Annotated in this window: 11 protein-coding genes; 6 read left to right on the top strand and 5 right to left on the bottom strand. The window is 71.5% G+C overall.

Annotation, left to right across the window (positions count from 1 at the left end):
* Positions 1-68: 68 nt before the first annotated feature.
* Positions 69-299: an EF-hand domain-containing protein gene (locus BMY40_RS20695; RefSeq protein ID WP_093661825.1), complete on the top strand. Its 231-nt coding sequence runs from the start codon at positions 69-71 to the stop codon at positions 297-299.
* A gap of 332 nt (positions 300-631) precedes the next feature.
* Positions 632-1,555, top strand: a complete 924-nt coding sequence (locus BMY40_RS20690; RefSeq protein ID WP_093661823.1) for a hypothetical protein — start codon at positions 632-634, stop codon at positions 1,553-1,555.
* Positions 1,556-1,577: 22 nt separating this feature from the next.
* Here BMY40_RS20690 and BMY40_RS20685 read toward each other — a convergent pair whose 3' ends face one another.
* Positions 1,578-2,279 carry a vWA domain-containing protein gene (locus tag BMY40_RS20685; protein ID WP_245770224.1) on the bottom strand — a complete coding sequence of 234 codons (702 nt, stop codon included), beginning with the start codon at positions 2,277-2,279 and terminating at the stop codon, positions 1,578-1,580.
* A gap of 246 nt (positions 2,280-2,525) precedes the next feature.
* Here BMY40_RS20685 and BMY40_RS20680 point away from each other — a divergent pair, with 246 nt between their 5' ends.
* From BMY40_RS20680 to BMY40_RS20670, 3 genes are all read left to right on the top strand, one after another.
* Positions 2,526-2,843 (top strand): DUF2795 domain-containing protein, encoded by a 318-nt coding sequence (locus tag BMY40_RS20680; protein WP_093662040.1) that lies wholly within the window; start codon positions 2,526-2,528, stop codon positions 2,841-2,843.
* A gap of 127 nt (positions 2,844-2,970) precedes the next feature.
* The gene (locus BMY40_RS20675) at positions 2,971-3,465 is read left to right on the top strand and encodes a hypothetical protein (protein WP_093661821.1); all 495 of its coding nucleotides are present in this window, start codon (positions 2,971-2,973) and stop codon (positions 3,463-3,465) included.
* Positions 3,466-3,585: 120 nt separating this feature from the next.
* Positions 3,586-4,335 carry a GntR family transcriptional regulator gene (locus BMY40_RS20670; protein ID WP_093661819.1) on the top strand — a complete coding sequence of 250 codons (750 nt, stop codon included), beginning with the start codon at positions 3,586-3,588 and terminating at the stop codon, positions 4,333-4,335.
* 131 nt (positions 4,336-4,466) lie between these two features.
* Here BMY40_RS20670 and BMY40_RS20665 read toward each other — a convergent pair whose 3' ends face one another.
* Positions 4,467-5,492: a glycoside hydrolase family 11 protein gene (locus BMY40_RS20665; RefSeq protein ID WP_093661817.1), complete on the bottom strand. Its 1,026-nt coding sequence runs from the start codon at positions 5,490-5,492 to the stop codon at positions 4,467-4,469.
* A gap of 1,717 nt (positions 5,493-7,209) precedes the next feature.
* Between BMY40_RS20665 and BMY40_RS28980 the strand changes: the two genes are divergently transcribed.
* A complete protein-coding gene (locus BMY40_RS28980; protein ID WP_143071797.1) occupies positions 7,210-10,977 on the top strand; it encodes a DNRLRE domain-containing protein in 3,768 nt (1,255 codons plus the stop codon).
* Between the two features lie 53 nt (positions 10,978-11,030).
* Here BMY40_RS28980 and BMY40_RS20650 read toward each other — a convergent pair whose 3' ends face one another.
* From BMY40_RS20650 to glyA, 3 genes are all read right to left on the bottom strand, one after another.
* Positions 11,031-11,660 (bottom strand): SMI1/KNR4 family protein, encoded by a 630-nt coding sequence (locus BMY40_RS20650; RefSeq protein WP_093661815.1) that lies wholly within the window; start codon positions 11,658-11,660, stop codon positions 11,031-11,033.
* Positions 11,661-12,146: 486 nt separating this feature from the next.
* A complete protein-coding gene (locus BMY40_RS20645) occupies positions 12,147-13,568 on the bottom strand; it encodes an L-serine ammonia-lyase (protein ID WP_093661813.1) in 1,422 nt (473 codons plus the stop codon).
* Positions 13,569-13,734: 166 nt separating this feature from the next.
* A complete protein-coding gene (gene glyA, locus BMY40_RS20640; protein WP_093662036.1) occupies positions 13,735-15,003 on the bottom strand; it encodes a serine hydroxymethyltransferase in 1,269 nt (422 codons plus the stop codon).
* Positions 15,004-15,060: the final 57 nt, after the last annotated feature.

Genomic DNA, 15,060 nt, shown 5'->3' with positions numbered 1-15,060 from the left:
CAGTGGCGCGAGTGATGACCCGTTAGGGTGTGCGCGTCACGACCGAACGAGGGAGGGGACGACAGGCGATGGCCGACATGGAGACCGCGCGCGAGGCGTTCGACCGATTCGACCTGGACGGGGACGGGCTGGTCACCGCGGCGGAGTTCCGCAAGGTGCTGGGCGAGCTGGGGGACTACACCCTCACCGTGGACATGGCCCAGACCCTGATCGACCAGCATGACGGCGACGGCGACGGACTGCTGTCCTTCGAGGAGTTCTGGCAGGCCCGCCAGAAGGCCGCCACCCGTTCGGCGTAGGGCGCGGCGCGCCGCCCGCGGCGCGGCGGGGCGGTCACCACAGGGAGCAACCCAGGGTGACCGCCCCGCTTTTCTGTGTCATAAGTGGCTTTTGTCGGTCGATGCACCCGATGTGGCACCGACCGGTGCGGCGTACCACCGAAACCACCCGGTCCGCCGCGCCCACCGAACCCGCCGAGCCCAGCGAGCCCGCCGAGCCCCGTTTCCCTACCGGGTCCGGGCGCGCGGCACGACACAGAAGGACCACGATGCGCACCAGACGCCCAGCCCGCCAACGCTCCGCGCCCCGGACCCCCCGATCGCTCCGCGCCACCCGTACCGCACTGCCGGCCGTGGCCCTGCTCTGCCTCGGTCTCGCACCGCCCGCCGCCCCGGCCCCCGCCCCCGCCGCGCGCGAGGCGCCCGGCCCCGTCCAGACCTGGGCGGCCGACCTGTCCCGGGTGGACGCCGACGACAGCGGCGTCCGCCACGCCGGCGGGGAGCTGCGCACGACCGGCGACTACGGCGTCCAGGTCCTGGCCCCGCACCGGCTCGACCGGCAGGCCAACCGGATCCGGATCAGGCCCGCCGGACAGGTGCCCGACGGATCGGGGATCGCCCTCGACGTCCGCGGACGCGACGGGAGCGGCCCGTGGACCGAGTGGCGCGAGGCGGGCGGCGCGGGCGGCGGCACCGCCGTCCTGCCGCGCGCCGTCACCACCGTCCAGGTCCGGCTGGCGATGTGGGACCCCGAAGGCGCGATCCGGCTGCGCGGCCTGGAGGTGAGGGCCGACACCGACCCGGACGCCCGGCCGGAGCCGCAGGCGGCCGCCGCGTACGGCACCCGGGTCTTCGCCACCCGGATCGGCCTGGTCGGCCGTACCACCGCCAACGGGCACGTCATCCGGAAGAACGACCGGTTCGTGGCCCTGCCCTCCCGGCGGGGCCTGTCGCGCAAGGGCGGCAGGGAGTACTCGGTGCGGGTCTGCGGCCCGGCCCGCTGCGTGACCGCCCCCGTGTGGGACGTCGGGCCCTGGAACATCCGGGACGACTACTGGAACCCGTCCTCGGTGCGCCAGACCTTCCGCGACCTGCCGCGGGGGGTGCCCGAGGCGGAGGCCGCGTACTACACGGGCTACAACGGCGGGCGCGACGGGAAGGGCCGCCGGGTGCTCAACCCCGCCGGCATCGACCTGGCCGACGGCACCTTCCGCGACGTCGGGCTGCGCGACAACGGCTGGGTGACCGTCACCTACCTGTGGACGGGCCGCCGCTGACCCGGGCCGCCGGCCGCCCGGGTCAGCGCACGATGCCGCCGTCCCGGGCGGCCCGCAGCCAGTCGGGGAACTCGCCGGTCAGCCGGTCGTACAGCTCCGTGTCGGGTATGGCGCGCGGATCGGGGCCGGCCGCGAAGAACCCGGCGTTGTCCACCGCCCGCTTCCCCGGCACGGGCAGGTCGTCCAGCTTCCGCAGGAAGCGGAACTCGTCCTCCCCGAACCCGACGAACTGCCAGAACAGCGGAAGGCGCGAGGCCTCGCACAGCACGCGCTCGGCGGCGGCCTTCGAGGTGGGGCCGCCGTCGGTCTGGAAGACCACCAGCGCCGGATCGGTGGAACCGCTCGCCCGGTAGTGGCCGATCACCGCCTCCATCGCGAGGTGGTAGTTGGTGCGGCCCATGTGCCCCAGGGAGGAGTGGAGGGCCTCGACGCGCCCGGCGTAGTCCTCCAGCGCCACCTCGGCGGTCCCGTCCACGCCGGTGCTGAAGAAGACCACCGGCACCCGCCCGTCGTCGTCCAGGTGCGCGGCCAGCCCGAGGACCTGCTCGGCCAGGTGCTGGACGGTGCCGTCGCGGTAGTACGGCCGCATCGACCCGGAGCGGTCCAGCACCAGGTAGACCGCGGCGCGCTGCCCCGACAGCCGGTGCTTCTCCAGGCTGACCGCGGCCTGCTTGTACAGGCTCACCAGCCCGGGGGCGGTGGCCTCCACCTTCTCCAGGCTGATCGCGGAACCGGAACCGGAACCGGAACCGGATCCGGAACCGGATCCGGATCCGGATCCGGATCCGGAACCGGAACCGGATCCGGATCCGGAACCAGGTCTCTTCACGTAGTCGACGGCCACGACGCCCCCCTGTGCTCGGTGCTGCGGACGCCGAGGGTATCCGAGGGCGGGCGGCGGCAGGAGCCCTGCGGACGACCGGTCGCCGTCGGCGGTTTTCATCCCGGTATGCCGGGGGACCCGCACGGCATGGCTCATACGGACGTACAGGAGATCCTCGGTGCCCTGAAGGACGTCGACTTCCCGGCGGACAAGGACGAACTGCTGCGGGCCGCGAAGGTCGGCGGCGCGTCCGGCGAGGCGCTCAAGGCGCTGCGCGGCATCCCCCCGGACCGCTACGACAACCGCGACCAGGTCGCGCGTTCGGTCCGGGTCGACCCCGACTCCGACCTCGGGCACAGCACCGCCCAGCAGGCCGAGCAGGCCCGGAAGGGCGGCAAGCCGGGACTCTCGCAGCACCTGCGGGACGCCCCCAAGCCTCCGGTGGAGGACGAGCTGGACCGCTGAAGGCGCGCGGACGCGGCCCCGGCGGAAGGGACACCGACCGACCGACGAAAGCGACCCCGGGATTTCGAGGCCCCGGGAGACCGAGGTCCCGGGGGACCGGGGTCCCGAGCCACTGAAGGGAGGCCCCATGTCGGGCAAGAAGATGGAAGGCGACGAGGACCAGAAGCGGGCCGCGGCCCGCGAGGCCGAGCGGGCCGGACAGCAGCCCAGCGAGCGGAGCGAGACCACCGGCGCGTCCAAGCAGCGCACCCACCTCACCGGCCGGTCCGCGATCACTCACGAGGAGCGGCTGGAGACCCGCGACCAGGGCAAGCAGGGCCGGCGCGCCGCGGACACCGGCTCCCGCCCGGTGGGGCAGACCGGCCGCACCTTCACCGGCCGCGGCACGCCGCCGTACGGCGAGGAGCACGAGAAGGTCTTCCGCGCCCTCGCCGCGGAGGAGGGCGGGCACCCCGGTGAGCCCGTCCACCTCCAGGACGTCTCCCGGGCCGCGGACCTGCCCGAGGAGCGCACCCGGGTGCTGCTGCACGACCTGGTGGCCGTCCACAAGCTGGCCACCGAGGTCCAGGAGGACGCCGGCCCCGGTCTCGGTCCCCGCTACGAGACCAAGCCCCGCCGCTGACCGGCGCGGGACGGACGCGCGGGTGCGCGCCCGTCCCCGCGGCGGGGGGCGGCCGTACGGGGGCCGGGGCGCCGGCCGGCACCGCCTACGCTGGGGGCCAGCCAGTCACGAAAGGCCACCATGAGCGACTCCCGGCCCCGCAGATCCGTCTCGCCGCACCAGCCCGTGCGCGAGCAGGTGGCCGACGCCCTCCGCGCCGCGCTGACCGCGGGCGAGCTGCGGCCCGGGAGGATCTACTCCGCCCCCGCTCTCGCCGCCGAGTACGGCGTCTCGGCCACCCCCGTGCGCGAGGCCATGCTGGACCTGGCGCGCGAGGGGCTGGTCGAGACGGTGCGGAACAAAGGGTTCCGAGTGGCCGAGACCACCGAGCGGGACCTGGCGGACTTCACCGAGATCCGCGCGCTGATAGAGGTCCCGACCGCCGGCCGGGTGGCGCGGGCGGCCACCGCCGGGCAACTGGCCGAGCTGAGGCCCGCCGCCGACGAGGCCATGGCCGCCGCCCGCGCCGGCGATCTGGTCTCCTATCTGGACGCGGACCACCGCTTCCACCTCGGCCTGCTCTCCCTGGCGGGCAACCCCCGCCTCGTCGAGACCGTGGGCGACCTGCGCCGCCGCTCCCGCCTCCACGGGCTGGCCGGCGCCCTCACCGGCGCCGGTGGCACGCGTGTGCTGGTGGAGTCCGCGCGCGAGCACATCGAGCTGTTGGACCTGATGCTGGCCGGCGACGCGGACGGCGCCGAGCGGCGCATGCGCCACCACCTCACCCAGGCCCGCGCCCTGTGGGCGGTCCGCCGCCGTGAGCGTGTCCCCGGACGGGGCGGGAGCGGGCGGGCGGGGACCGGGCGGGGGGAGCCCCCGGGCTCGCGGTGACGCCCGCCACCTGATGCCTGCCGCGTGCCGCCCGCCCGTCCGGGACCCGGTGGTCTCCTCGTGAGCGCTGTGGCGCGGCGGCCGGTGGGCCGCCGCGCCACAGGTGCGGTGCTCGGAGCGGTCTTCGGGGGCTAGCCGGTGCTGCAGGACACCGTCGGCCAGGTCCAGTTGCCGTTGTGTTTGATCGTGACCCCGAAGTTGTTGCCGCTGCCGTTGGGTCTGGCCACCAGCACCTGGCTGCTGGGCCAGGTGGCGGTGATGTTCCAGGTCGACAGGATCGTGGCGGGGGAGGGGACGTTCATCGTCACGGTCCAGTTGCTGGAACCGGACACCGAGACGTTGAGGTTGTACCGGTCGTCCCACCTCTCGCCCGCGGACAGGGTCGCGGTGCAGCCGCCACCACCGCCACCACCGCCACCACCGCCACCGGAGGTGCCGCCCACGGTGATGTTGGAGCTTCCGCTGCTCTGGTAGCCCTCGGTCGCCATGATCATGTAGTCGTGGCTGCCCAGCTGCATTCCGGCCCGGGCCCACGCGTCGAAGTGGTTGCCGGTGGTGATGGTCCCGCCGGTCCTCTTCTGCTGCCGCACGCTCCAGTACTGGTTGAAGGTCTTGTTCCCCTCGATGGAAGGGGCGTTGTAGCGCGTGGTCTGGTAGATGTCGTACGTGCCGCCGTCGGTGGTGACCGTGCCCTTGAAGGTCCCGGTGGGCCGGTAGGTGCCCCAGTTGTCGACGATGTAGTACTCCACCAGCGGGTTCCTGGACCACCCGTAGAGCGTCAGATAGGCGTTGCCGGACGGGTTGAAGCTGCCGGAGTAGGTCACGGTCCGGCGGCCGCCGGTGCTCCAGCCCTTGCCGATGACGAAGTTGCCGGTGTTGCGCCACGAGGTGCTGTAGTTGCCACCGGATCCCATGGTGGCGGAGACCGTCCCCGGGGCGTCGGTCCAGAACGAGTAGAAGTACCCGTTGTGGTTGCCCGTCTGGTTCGAGGTGACGGTCTGGGCGTGGGCGGCACCGGGCGGGAGCGCCAGGGTCGCGAGCAGTGCGGCGCAGGCACTGGCGATGAGCAGCTTCAGCCGGGCGAACCGGCTGCTCCTCGGCAGCAGGCCGATGCGGCCGGGTCTGCGTCTCTTCCGCTGTGCGGGGGCGTCGTGCATGTGCGTGCCTCCTCGTAGGGGTTGGCGGCGATGCCAGGCAGCGCGTACGGACCGGCGTGAGTTACGCCGGCCCCGAGTGGGGGCCGGCCACCGCACGCCGGTGCCGTACGACGACGGTGGGAGTCGATCGGTCGGTCGTCGCACGGCCGACGACCGAGGAGCCGGGCCACGGTGGGTGGCCCGGGCCGACAGCGGTCGGGGCCTGTCGACGCCGACAGTGTTGATTCACCCCACTGGGTTGTCAACGCCTTCCGCAAGGATTACGGAAAGAATCTGACGCCGTGAATCTTTCCGGGTTGGCATAACTGCTGCTCAGATGCCATGCACTGCGGGATTCTCTCGGCTGCTTCCGGCAACGGTCTCGATCATGCGGCCAGGGTTCGGGAGATCGGTTCCGTAACTTCCGGAGGTATTCCGGAAGTTGTGGTGCCGGGTGTGGCCGGATGCGGTGGGGGCGGGGCGGAACACGGCCGTCCCCGGTCCGGAAGGGATCCGGGCCGGGGACGGAGTGAGGGGAAGGGGGCGGGCCTCAGCACTCGATGACGTTGACGGCCAGCCCGCCGCGGGCGGTCTCCTTGTACTTGACCTACAGGCTTCCCGGACAGTCGATCAAGCTCTGACCTGCCGTTACGGAAGCGGGAAAGCGATCGCCGAGGCTTCAGGGACTTCTCAGGGACTTTCTTCAGCCGGCCCCCGACGAGCCATGCGCAGGACCGCCAAGTCTCCCGCACCCTCCGATGGTATGGGGCGTGTCCCCCTTCTGACCGGCTGAGCCGCTCAGGCGAAGCGACGCCGTAAGCACGGAGGTGACGCGCGTGAGGTCATCGGCTGCCCTACGCGAACTGGAACACCTCCGCTCGCGCGGGGAGCAGGCGTCCCAGTCCTGTTGAACCGATGGGCCGGGCGGATCGCCTCGGCTTGCGCGGGGAGCAGCTGCACGGCGGCCTGACCAAGCCGGAGATCGGCGGATCGGTGGTGGTCGGCCACTGGTCGGGTGCGTCGCCACCGCCTCGGGCGTACGGCACGGACGCGCAGCAGCGGAGGCGTTCGCCGAACTCACCGATGCCCTGGCCGACCTCCATGTGCGGGACTTGGCCGCGGCACTGGGGGTCGAGTGCGGGGGCGGTGTGGACCGGGTGCTCGGTGAACGCATCACGCGGGTGCTGCGGAAGGAGACGGACGCCGCGTAGGGCGGTGCCGGCTTCCCTTGACTGCGCTTTCACCGGCATGGGCGGACGTGATTGCGGCACGTCGCCATGCGAGTCCGGCAGTCTTCACACGACGGTGGTGATGACGGCCATTCCCTGCGGCGAGGGGGTTCCGGAGGCTTGCTTCCGGCCGGAATTCGCCACTCGGCACGACGACTTGAGATGCCTGAGGCTTTACCGATGGTTCGTCCGACAGCTACGGCTTCCTCGTGGCATGTCCGTGAATCGGCGACCGGCGGGCAGTCGCTCACGCCCCTCGACGCCACGCTGAGGTGTGGCCAATCCGAGGTTTGAGAGGCCGCGCCTCCGCAGCCGCAACGCCGACGCGGCCTACGCGATCCGCAGTCCTCCACCGGGCCAGAAATGCACTTCTGCCGCCCGCTTGACGCGCATAGCGTCCTTGACCTGTGCGCCTAGCGCACACGTTTGAATTCCCAAGAGGAAGGCAGTACTTCTTGTCTCCTGACACACAGTTACCCGGGTCGAGACGGCGCAGACGGGTGTCCCGGATGGCGGCCGCGGCAGCGCTGCTGCTGGTCGCCGAGACCGTGCTCCTGGCGGGCGCCTCGGCGACCGCCGCGCCGGCCCCCGAGCCGGGCGCCCCGCCGAACGCGGTCACCGCCCCGTCGGAGGCGGACATCCTCGCCTCCGACATCGCCTGGGCCGCCGCTCACGCCGAGGGCTCCATCGCCTGGGCGATCACCGAGGCGAAGAAGACCGGGAAGAAGACCGTGGCCCACGCCGAGACCACGGCCACCACCCGCACCGTGGCCAACCCGGACGGGACGCTGACCACAGAGCTGACCTCGGGCCCCGAACGGGTCTGGCAGGACGGCGCGTGGCGAAAGGCCGATGTCACCCTCGCCGCCGCCTCCGACGGGAGCGTGCGGGCCAAGCGGCACCCGAGCGGCCTGCGCCTGGCCGGCCGGGGCGGGACGGTGGCGAAGTCCCTGAGCGCTGCCCAGGACGCCCCCGCCCGCGATCTGGTCACCCTGGGCAGCGGTGACCAGACGGTGACCCTGCAGTGGAAGGGCGGCCTGCCCAAGCCCGAACTGGACGGCACCACGGCCCGCTACCGCGACGCCGTGCCCGGCGCCGACGTCATCGTCGAGGCCACCCGGACCGGCTTCGAGCAGTTCGTCGAGATCGAGAAGAAGCCGGCTGCCGGGGACTACTCCTACACCCTCCCGGTCAGGGCCGGGGGGCTGAAGGCCAAGGCGAACAAGGACGGCTCGGTCACCTTCACCGACACCGGGACCGGCGAGGCCCGGGCGACCATGCCCGCCCCGGTCATGTGGGACGCGTCGGTGGACGAGCGCTCCGGGGAGCACACCCGCCGCGCCCGCGTCGACATGGACGTGATCGACAGGGGCACCGGCCGGATCGACCTGGTCGTCACCCCCGACGCCGGCTTCCTCGCCGACCCGGCCACGAAGTACCCGGTGACCGTGGACCCCTCCACCTCCGCCCTGTCCAACACCTTCGACACCTACGTCCAGCGCGGCGAGAGCGTCGACTGGTCCACCGACACCGAACTCGACTTCGGCAACCCGGGCACCACCAACGCCGACGGCACCACCCGCCTGGCCCGTTCCTTCATCACCTGGAACACCACACCGATCCAGGACGCGCTGATCATCGACACCAACCTGGCGCTGTGGAACTTCCACTCCGGCAACACCGACTGCACCGCGCAGCAGTGGACCATCTGGGACACCGGCGCACCCTCCACCTCCTCGCGCTGGACCAGCCAGCCCGCCTGGAACCAGCAGTACCACTCCTCCACCCAGACCCGCGGCAACCCCGGCTGCACCGGATCCCAGCCCGACGGGTGGATCAACGCCGACGTCGACACCCTCGTGCAGACCTGGGCCTCCGCGAAGGCCACCCGCGGCCACATGGGCCTGCGCGCCGCCACCGACGACGTCCGGGCCTGGAAGCGGGTCAACTCCGCGAACAACGCGGCCAACCAGCCCAAGCTCACCGTCACCTACAACTACCGGCCCTCCGACGGCACCGCCCGCCAGGCCGGTGGGCCGTTCAAGTCCTACGCCGGGGTGTGGGCGGTCAACACCACCACTCCCACTCTGCGCGACACCTTCACCGACCCCGACGGCGACACCGTCACCGGCACCTTCCAGGTCTACGACGCCGCCACCGACACCCCCATCACCACCCCGGCCGGTGAGGGCCTGCTCGTCTCCGGCTCCGGCGAGCAGGGCGAGCCCGTCTCCGTCACCGTCCCGGCCGGACAGCTCCAGGACGGAAAGACCTACAAGTTCCGCACCAACGCCTACGACGGCACCCACTACAACCTCTCCTGGTCCTCCTGGACCCACTTCGTCGTCGACACCACCGCACCGGAAGAGCCGGCGTCCATCACGTCGAGCACCTACCCGGAGAACTGGGGCGGCGGCGGCGCCGGGATCGAGGGCCGCTTCGACGTCACGACCGGCGATCCGTCCCCGTACGAGGTGCAGTACCGCATCGACCCGTACGAGGACGACCCGGCGGACCACGGCTGGGCATCGGTGCGCACCACCACGCCTACAGCCAGGGCCGTAGCACCGGAAGCCTCCTACACCGCGACCCCGGCCGCCGACGGCAACCATGTGACGCAGACGCGCACCGTGGACCGCGCAGGAAACGTGGGCCCGATCAGGGACTACGGATTCACCGCCGGCAATCGGGACTACAACCGCGCGCAGAAGATCGACATCAAGCTGCCACAGCCGGACCTGACCTCCGACGCCGCCGCGTACCTCAACGAACCGCAGCGCATTGCGGGCTGGAAACAGGGCAGCTCGTCCCGGACCCTGAGCAAGGGCGGTGAGACGGTCACCATCACTCCGAAGGACGAGCGGTCACTAGCGGGAACCCGTAAGGCCGCGAAGAAACTGGCCGAGCGGAGCAGGATGCTGGCCCCGTCCTACCCCGATCCGGTCGTCACCGGCTCCTGGTGCCAGCCGTCGCTGTCCGGAGAGGCGCAGAAGTCACTGATCACCCGTAACGAAGCCTGCGTCTTCTACGACCTGAACTACGAGAAGGAGTACTACCTCAACGGCGTCAAGATCGCGGAGCACCATGCCGGCTTCGAGATCGCTTTCCAGGTCAAGACCGACCGGCACGACGGGACGATCAAGACGTGGATCGAGATGAACCCGGTCTACAACGACTTCCCCGGGGACGAGAGGTCCGTACTGTTCGGTGACGGCAATCCCATCGCCCATATCGACTCGATGTGCTTCAGCGGCGCGTGCGAAGGCGCCACCGACGGCAGGGACGTGCAGAACTTCGACTTCTACGGCGACCTCAGTTGGAAGGGTGGAGGCGACAGCAACCCGGTCGACTCCCACATGGCCACGGGTACCGCCACGCACAAGTGGGACGGCTCCACCGACGGCGTCGGCCCCACCGACGCCGGGCTGTCCAGGGAGCTGCCGATCTGGTTCATCTTCAACCCGGAGAGCGAGTACGTACCGATCGAGGGCAAGGACGACGACACCGACGGTGGCGACGCCCGCTCGCCCGGCATCGATGTGCGCTGCGACAAGGTCGAATCGTACGGCGATCCGGGATGTGTGCTGACGCAGTACGTTCCCGAGTACCAGATGGATGCCGCCCACTACCCGGCCGCTGCGGCTCACCTGTGGCTGGTCCAGAACAAGTCCGGCGTCAAGGGCCTGGGGACGATCGCCGAGCCGATGCACTACCGTCCCGACGCGGACAACGGCCGTGTGAACTCCACGTGGACCAAGAAGAGGATCCGTGCCCGGGTCTGCGGCTACTACGGCGGCAGCCGAACCGACGGGTACGTGCCGACCAAGGGCTTCGTGCCGCATCCGAAGACGTTCCTGCACCCGGAGTTCCGTCCGCAGGTGCCCCTGCCGAATCCGGACAAGGTGAACTGTGACGAGGTGCCGTTCGCCTCGGCATACGAGACCGTGGGCCTGCCCGCTTCCGCCGGCGGGTTGAATCCGGCCGGCAAGGCCGGAGGCGGCGAATGCGTCCAGACCGTGGCGGCGAAGGCCGACGACGGCAGTGAACACCTCCTCGACGACACCCGCTACGACGCACCGACGTTCACCGAGAAGTGCGGCCGCTCCTCGATGTCCGGGTACGTCAACCAGGGCGCGATGAACAAGTACGGCAACGAGTTCCTGGCGCAGATGCGGGTCATCGACGGCGACGCGTTCGCCGTCGATCCCGGTCGGCTGTGGTTCAAGGAGTGCAACACCGGTGCGGCGACCCTCGTCTGCGAGATGAAGAAGCCGTAGCCACCACGCCGCTGTCCGGGGCCCGCCGGCCAGGTGGGCCCCGGACTCACGGGTCAGTGGACGGGGTGCCAGTGCTCCAGCGCATCGTCCAGCAGAGGGGCCTCGGGGTCGTCCCAGATCAGGCAGCCCCACACCAGACCGGGCACGTCCGGGCCCATGGCGTCGGCCGGCCCTTCGGTGAGCGTGCGGTGCACGGCATCGAGATAGGCGGCGATCGACGGGAAGTCCGGCTTGTCGCAGGCCAGGTTGCCCGGCAGCGACCAGCGGCCGACGCCGTCCGCGCCCACGTAGTGCCCGGACTCGGGTCCCGCTTCGTCGCCGGTCAGCCACGGCACCACCGGGGCGCCCCACGAGTCGCCGCGGCCGGTCTCGGGCAGCCGCGCCCTAAGAGCGTCCGCCGGGCCGAGCAGGATCCCGCCGGGCAGGAACGCCCCTGAGCCGACCTCGCCCTCTTCCTCATTGGCCTCGATGTACTGGTGTTCCACACCGCCACACAACCGCCAGAGAGCGCCCAGCTCAGCGGGAAGCCCGAAGCCGAGGTGCTGCCTCAGCCGGTCGTCGGCAGCCTCAATGGCCTGCTCCGGGACTGGCAGCAGCAGGGAGGCGTAGGAGACCGGGGCATTCGCCTCCAGCCAGTCCGTGAGGCGGCGCCAGGCCATCTCCAGATTCCGTTGATCGCTCATCCCGCCAACCTACTGGGACACCTCCGCTCGCGCGGAGAGGACCGGTGGCCCTGGTCGCGGTGGCTGCTGTCTCTCGGGACACCTCCGCTCGCGCGGAGAGGACACTTCCTGACCTGCAGCGTTAGAACGGCTTTGCCGTTCCTTGACCTAGGTTCCTCTCTGTCACCCGTACATGGTGACAGAGAGGCGGTGCTGTGGTGGGCATGAAGAAAGAGGGGTGAGGCGGAAGCCTCACGAGGCGGACCAGCCGGGTGGCTGGCCCGCTGCGCTGCGCTTTCCGAGACGGCCAGTTCCCAGGCGGGCAGCCGTACGGCTGCCCGCCTGAGGACCCCGGAGCTGATCAGGCGCTGTGCGGGTGCTCCGCCCGGCCCCTTCCCAGGGACTTTCCGCTCCTCCCGAGGGACTTCTCAGGGACTTTCCGCCGTGTGGACGAGAAAGGGCCCGACAGCTCCGAAAGGTCAGGAACCGCAGGTCGGAGCGGCTCCCTCAGCACTCGATGACGTTGACGGCGAGCCCGCCGCGGGCGGTCTCCTTGTACTTGACCTTCATGTCCGCGCCCGTCTCCTTCATCGTCTTGATGGCCTTGTCCAGGGAGACGTGGTGGCGGCCGTCGCCGCGCAGGGACATCCGGGCCGCGGTGACCGCCTTGACCGCGGCCATGCCGTTGCGCTCGATGCACGGGATCTGGACCAGGCCGCCCACGGGGTCGCAGGTCAGGCCCAGGTTGTGCTCGATGCCGATCTCGGCGGCGTTCTCGACCTGCTCGGGGGAGCCGCCCAGGACCTCCGCGAGGCCGCCGGCGGCCATGGAGCAGGCCGAACCGACCTCTCCCTGGCAGCCGACCTCGGCGCCGGAGATGGAGGCGTTCTCCTTGAACAGCAGGCCGATGGCGCCCGCGGTCAGCAGGAAGCGCACGACCGTGTCGTCGTCCGCTCCGGGCACGAACTCCATCGCGTAGTGCAGCACGGCCGGGATGATGCCCGCCGCGCCGTTGGTGGGTGCGGTGACGACGCGCCCGCCGGCGGCGTTCTCCTCGTTGACCGCCATCGCGTAGAGCGTCAGCCACTCCATGGCGCGCGCCGCGGCGTCCCCCTCGGCGCGCAGCCGCCGCGCCGAGGCGGCCGCGCGGCGGCGGACCTTCAGGCCGCCGGGCAGGATGCCCTCCCGGGACATGCCGCGGGCCACGCACTCGCGCATCACCCGCCAGATCTCCAGCAGGCCCGCGCGGATCTCCTCCTCGCTCCGCCAGGCCCGCTCGTTCTCCAGCATCAGCGCCGAGACGGACAGGCCCGTCTCGCGGGTGGTGCGCAGCAGCTCGTCACCGGTGCGGAAGGGGTACTTCAGCACCGTGTCGTCGAGTTTGATGCGGCCGGAGCCGGCCGCGTCCTCGTCCACCACGAAGCCGCCGCCCACCGAGTAGTAGGTCTTCTCCAGCAGCGGTGCGCCGTCGGCGCCGTACGCGGCCAGGGTCATGCCGTTGGCGTGGTACGGCAGCGAGCGGCGGCGGTGCAGCACCAGATCGCGGTCGACGTCGAAGGCGATCTCGTGGCCGTCACGGCCCTCACGACCCTCGCCGCCCTCGGAGTCCCCCTCCCCGCTCCCGGCGGTGAGCAGGCCCAGCCGGCCCGACCGCCGCACCCGCTCTACCTCCGCCTCCGCGGCCTCCACGTCGACGGTGCGCGGCGAGTGGCCCGCCAGGCCCAGCAGCACCGCCTTGGGCGTGCCGTGGCCGTGGCCGGTGGCACCCAGGGAGCCGAACAGCTCGGCCCGCAGCGAGGCGGTGCGGTCCAGCACGCCTTCCTTGCGCAGCCGGCGTGCGAACATCCCGGCCGCCCGCATCGGGCCGACGGTGTGGGAGCTGGACGGGCCGATGCCGATGGAGAAGAGGTCGAAGACGGAGATGGCCACGGTGGCGGACTCCCTTGTCTGCTCGTGGTTCGCGGCCCGCCGGGTGCGGCGGGCGTGGAGCCCCGCGGATGCGCGGGGCGGGGAACGGTGCCGGGTGGTGCCGGACGGTGCCGGGGTCCGGGTGCGCCGCCGGTCGGGCGGCGCACCCGGGTGCCGCGCCCCGGGCCTACAGGCCCGGGTACAGCGGGTGCTTGTCGGCCAGCGCGGAGACGCGGCCGGCCAGCTCCTTGGCCTTCGCCTCGTCGAACGAGGGCTTCAGCGCCTCGGCGATGACGTCCGCGACCTCGCGGAAGTCGTCGGCGGTGAAGCCGCGCGTGGCCAGCGCCGGGGTGCCGATGCGCAGGCCGGAGGTGACCATCGGCGGGCGGGGGTCGTTCGGGATGGCGTTGCGGTTGACGGTGATGCCGATGGAGTGCAGGCGGTCCTCGGCCTGGCGGCCGTCCAGCTCGCTGTCGCGCAGGTCGACCAGGACCAGGTGGACGTCGGTGCCGCCCGACAGCACGGCGACGCCCGCCTCGGCGGCGTCCGGCCGCGCCAGCCGCTCGGCCAGCAGCCTCGCGCCCTCCAGGGTACGGCGCTGGCGGTCCTTGAACTCCTCCGTCGCCGCGATCTTGAAGGAGACCGCCTTCGCCGCGATGACGTGCTCCAGCGGACCGCCCTGCTGGCCGGGGAAGACCGCCGAGTTGATCTTCTTGGCGTGCTCCTGCTTCGACAGGATCACCCCGCCGCGCGGACCGCCGAGGGTCTTGTGGGTCGTGGTGGTGACCACGTCCGCGTACGGCACCGGGTTGGGGTGGAGTCCCGCGGCCACCAGGCCGGCGAAGTGCGCCATGTCCACCATCAGCAGCGCGCCCACCTCGTCGGCGATGCGGCGGAAGGCGGCGAAGTCGAGCTGCCTCGGGTACGCCGACCAGCCGGCGATGATCAGCTTCGGGCGGCGCTCCTTCGCCAGCCGCTCGACCTCCTCCATGTCGACCAGGCCGGTGGTGGCGTCCACGTGGTAGGCGACCACGTCGTACAGCTTGCCGGAGAAGTTGATCTTCATGCCGTGGGTCAGGTGGCCGCCGTGCGCCAGGTCCAGGCCCAGGATGGTGTCGCCCGGCTGCAGCAGGGCGAACATCGCCGCGGCGTTGGCCGAGGCGCCCGAGTGCGGCTGGACGTTGGCGGCCTCGGCGCCGAAGAGGGCCTTCACCCGCTCGCGGGCGATGTCCTCGATCACGTCGACGTGCTCGCAGCCGCCGTAGTAGCGGCGGCCGGGGTAGCCCTCGGCGTACTTGTTGGTGAGGACCGAGCCCTGGGCCTGGAGCGCGGCGACCGGGGCGAAGTTCTCCGAGGCGATCATCTCCAGGGTGGTCTGCTGGCGGCGCAGCTCGGCGTCGACGGCTGCGGCGACGTCGGGATCGACCTCGTGCAGGGAACTGTTCAGAAGCGACATCCGGGTCTTTCCGATCGTGGTGGGCTGGCGGCGGACGGCGGATCCGGGCGCGGAGGA

It is taken from the genome of Streptomyces radiopugnans, from assembly GCF_900110735.1.
Lineage (GTDB): Bacteria > Actinomycetota > Actinomycetes > Streptomycetales > Streptomycetaceae > Streptomyces > Streptomyces radiopugnans.
The sequence above is the reverse complement of the archived record's forward strand: the minus strand, read 5'-3'. Positions and strand labels throughout refer to the sequence as shown.

Excerpts from the sequence above, each read along its gene's own strand:
- BMY40_RS20695 (WP_093661825.1), top strand. The coding sequence starts at position 69 with ATGGCCGACATGGAGACCGCGCGCGAGGCGTTCGACCGATTCGACCTG.
- BMY40_RS20680 (WP_093662040.1), top strand. The coding sequence starts at position 2,526 with ATGGCTCATACGGACGTACAGGAGATCCTCGGTGCCCTGAAGGACGTC.
- BMY40_RS20675 (WP_093661821.1), top strand. The coding sequence starts at position 2,971 with ATGTCGGGCAAGAAGATGGAAGGCGACGAGGACCAGAAGCGGGCCGCG.
- BMY40_RS20670 (WP_093661819.1), top strand. The coding sequence starts at position 3,586 with ATGAGCGACTCCCGGCCCCGCAGATCCGTCTCGCCGCACCAGCCCGTG.
- BMY40_RS20665 (WP_093661817.1), bottom strand. The coding sequence starts at position 5,492 with ATGCACGACGCCCCCGCACAGCGGAAGAGACGCAGACCCGGCCGCATC.
- BMY40_RS28980 (WP_143071797.1), top strand. The coding sequence starts at position 7,210 with ATGGCGGCCGCGGCAGCGCTGCTGCTGGTCGCCGAGACCGTGCTCCTG.
- BMY40_RS20650 (WP_093661815.1), bottom strand. The coding sequence starts at position 11,660 with ATGAGCGATCAACGGAATCTGGAGATGGCCTGGCGCCGCCTCACGGAC.
- glyA (WP_093662036.1), bottom strand. The coding sequence starts at position 15,003 with ATGTCGCTTCTGAACAGTTCCCTGCACGAGGTCGATCCCGACGTCGCC.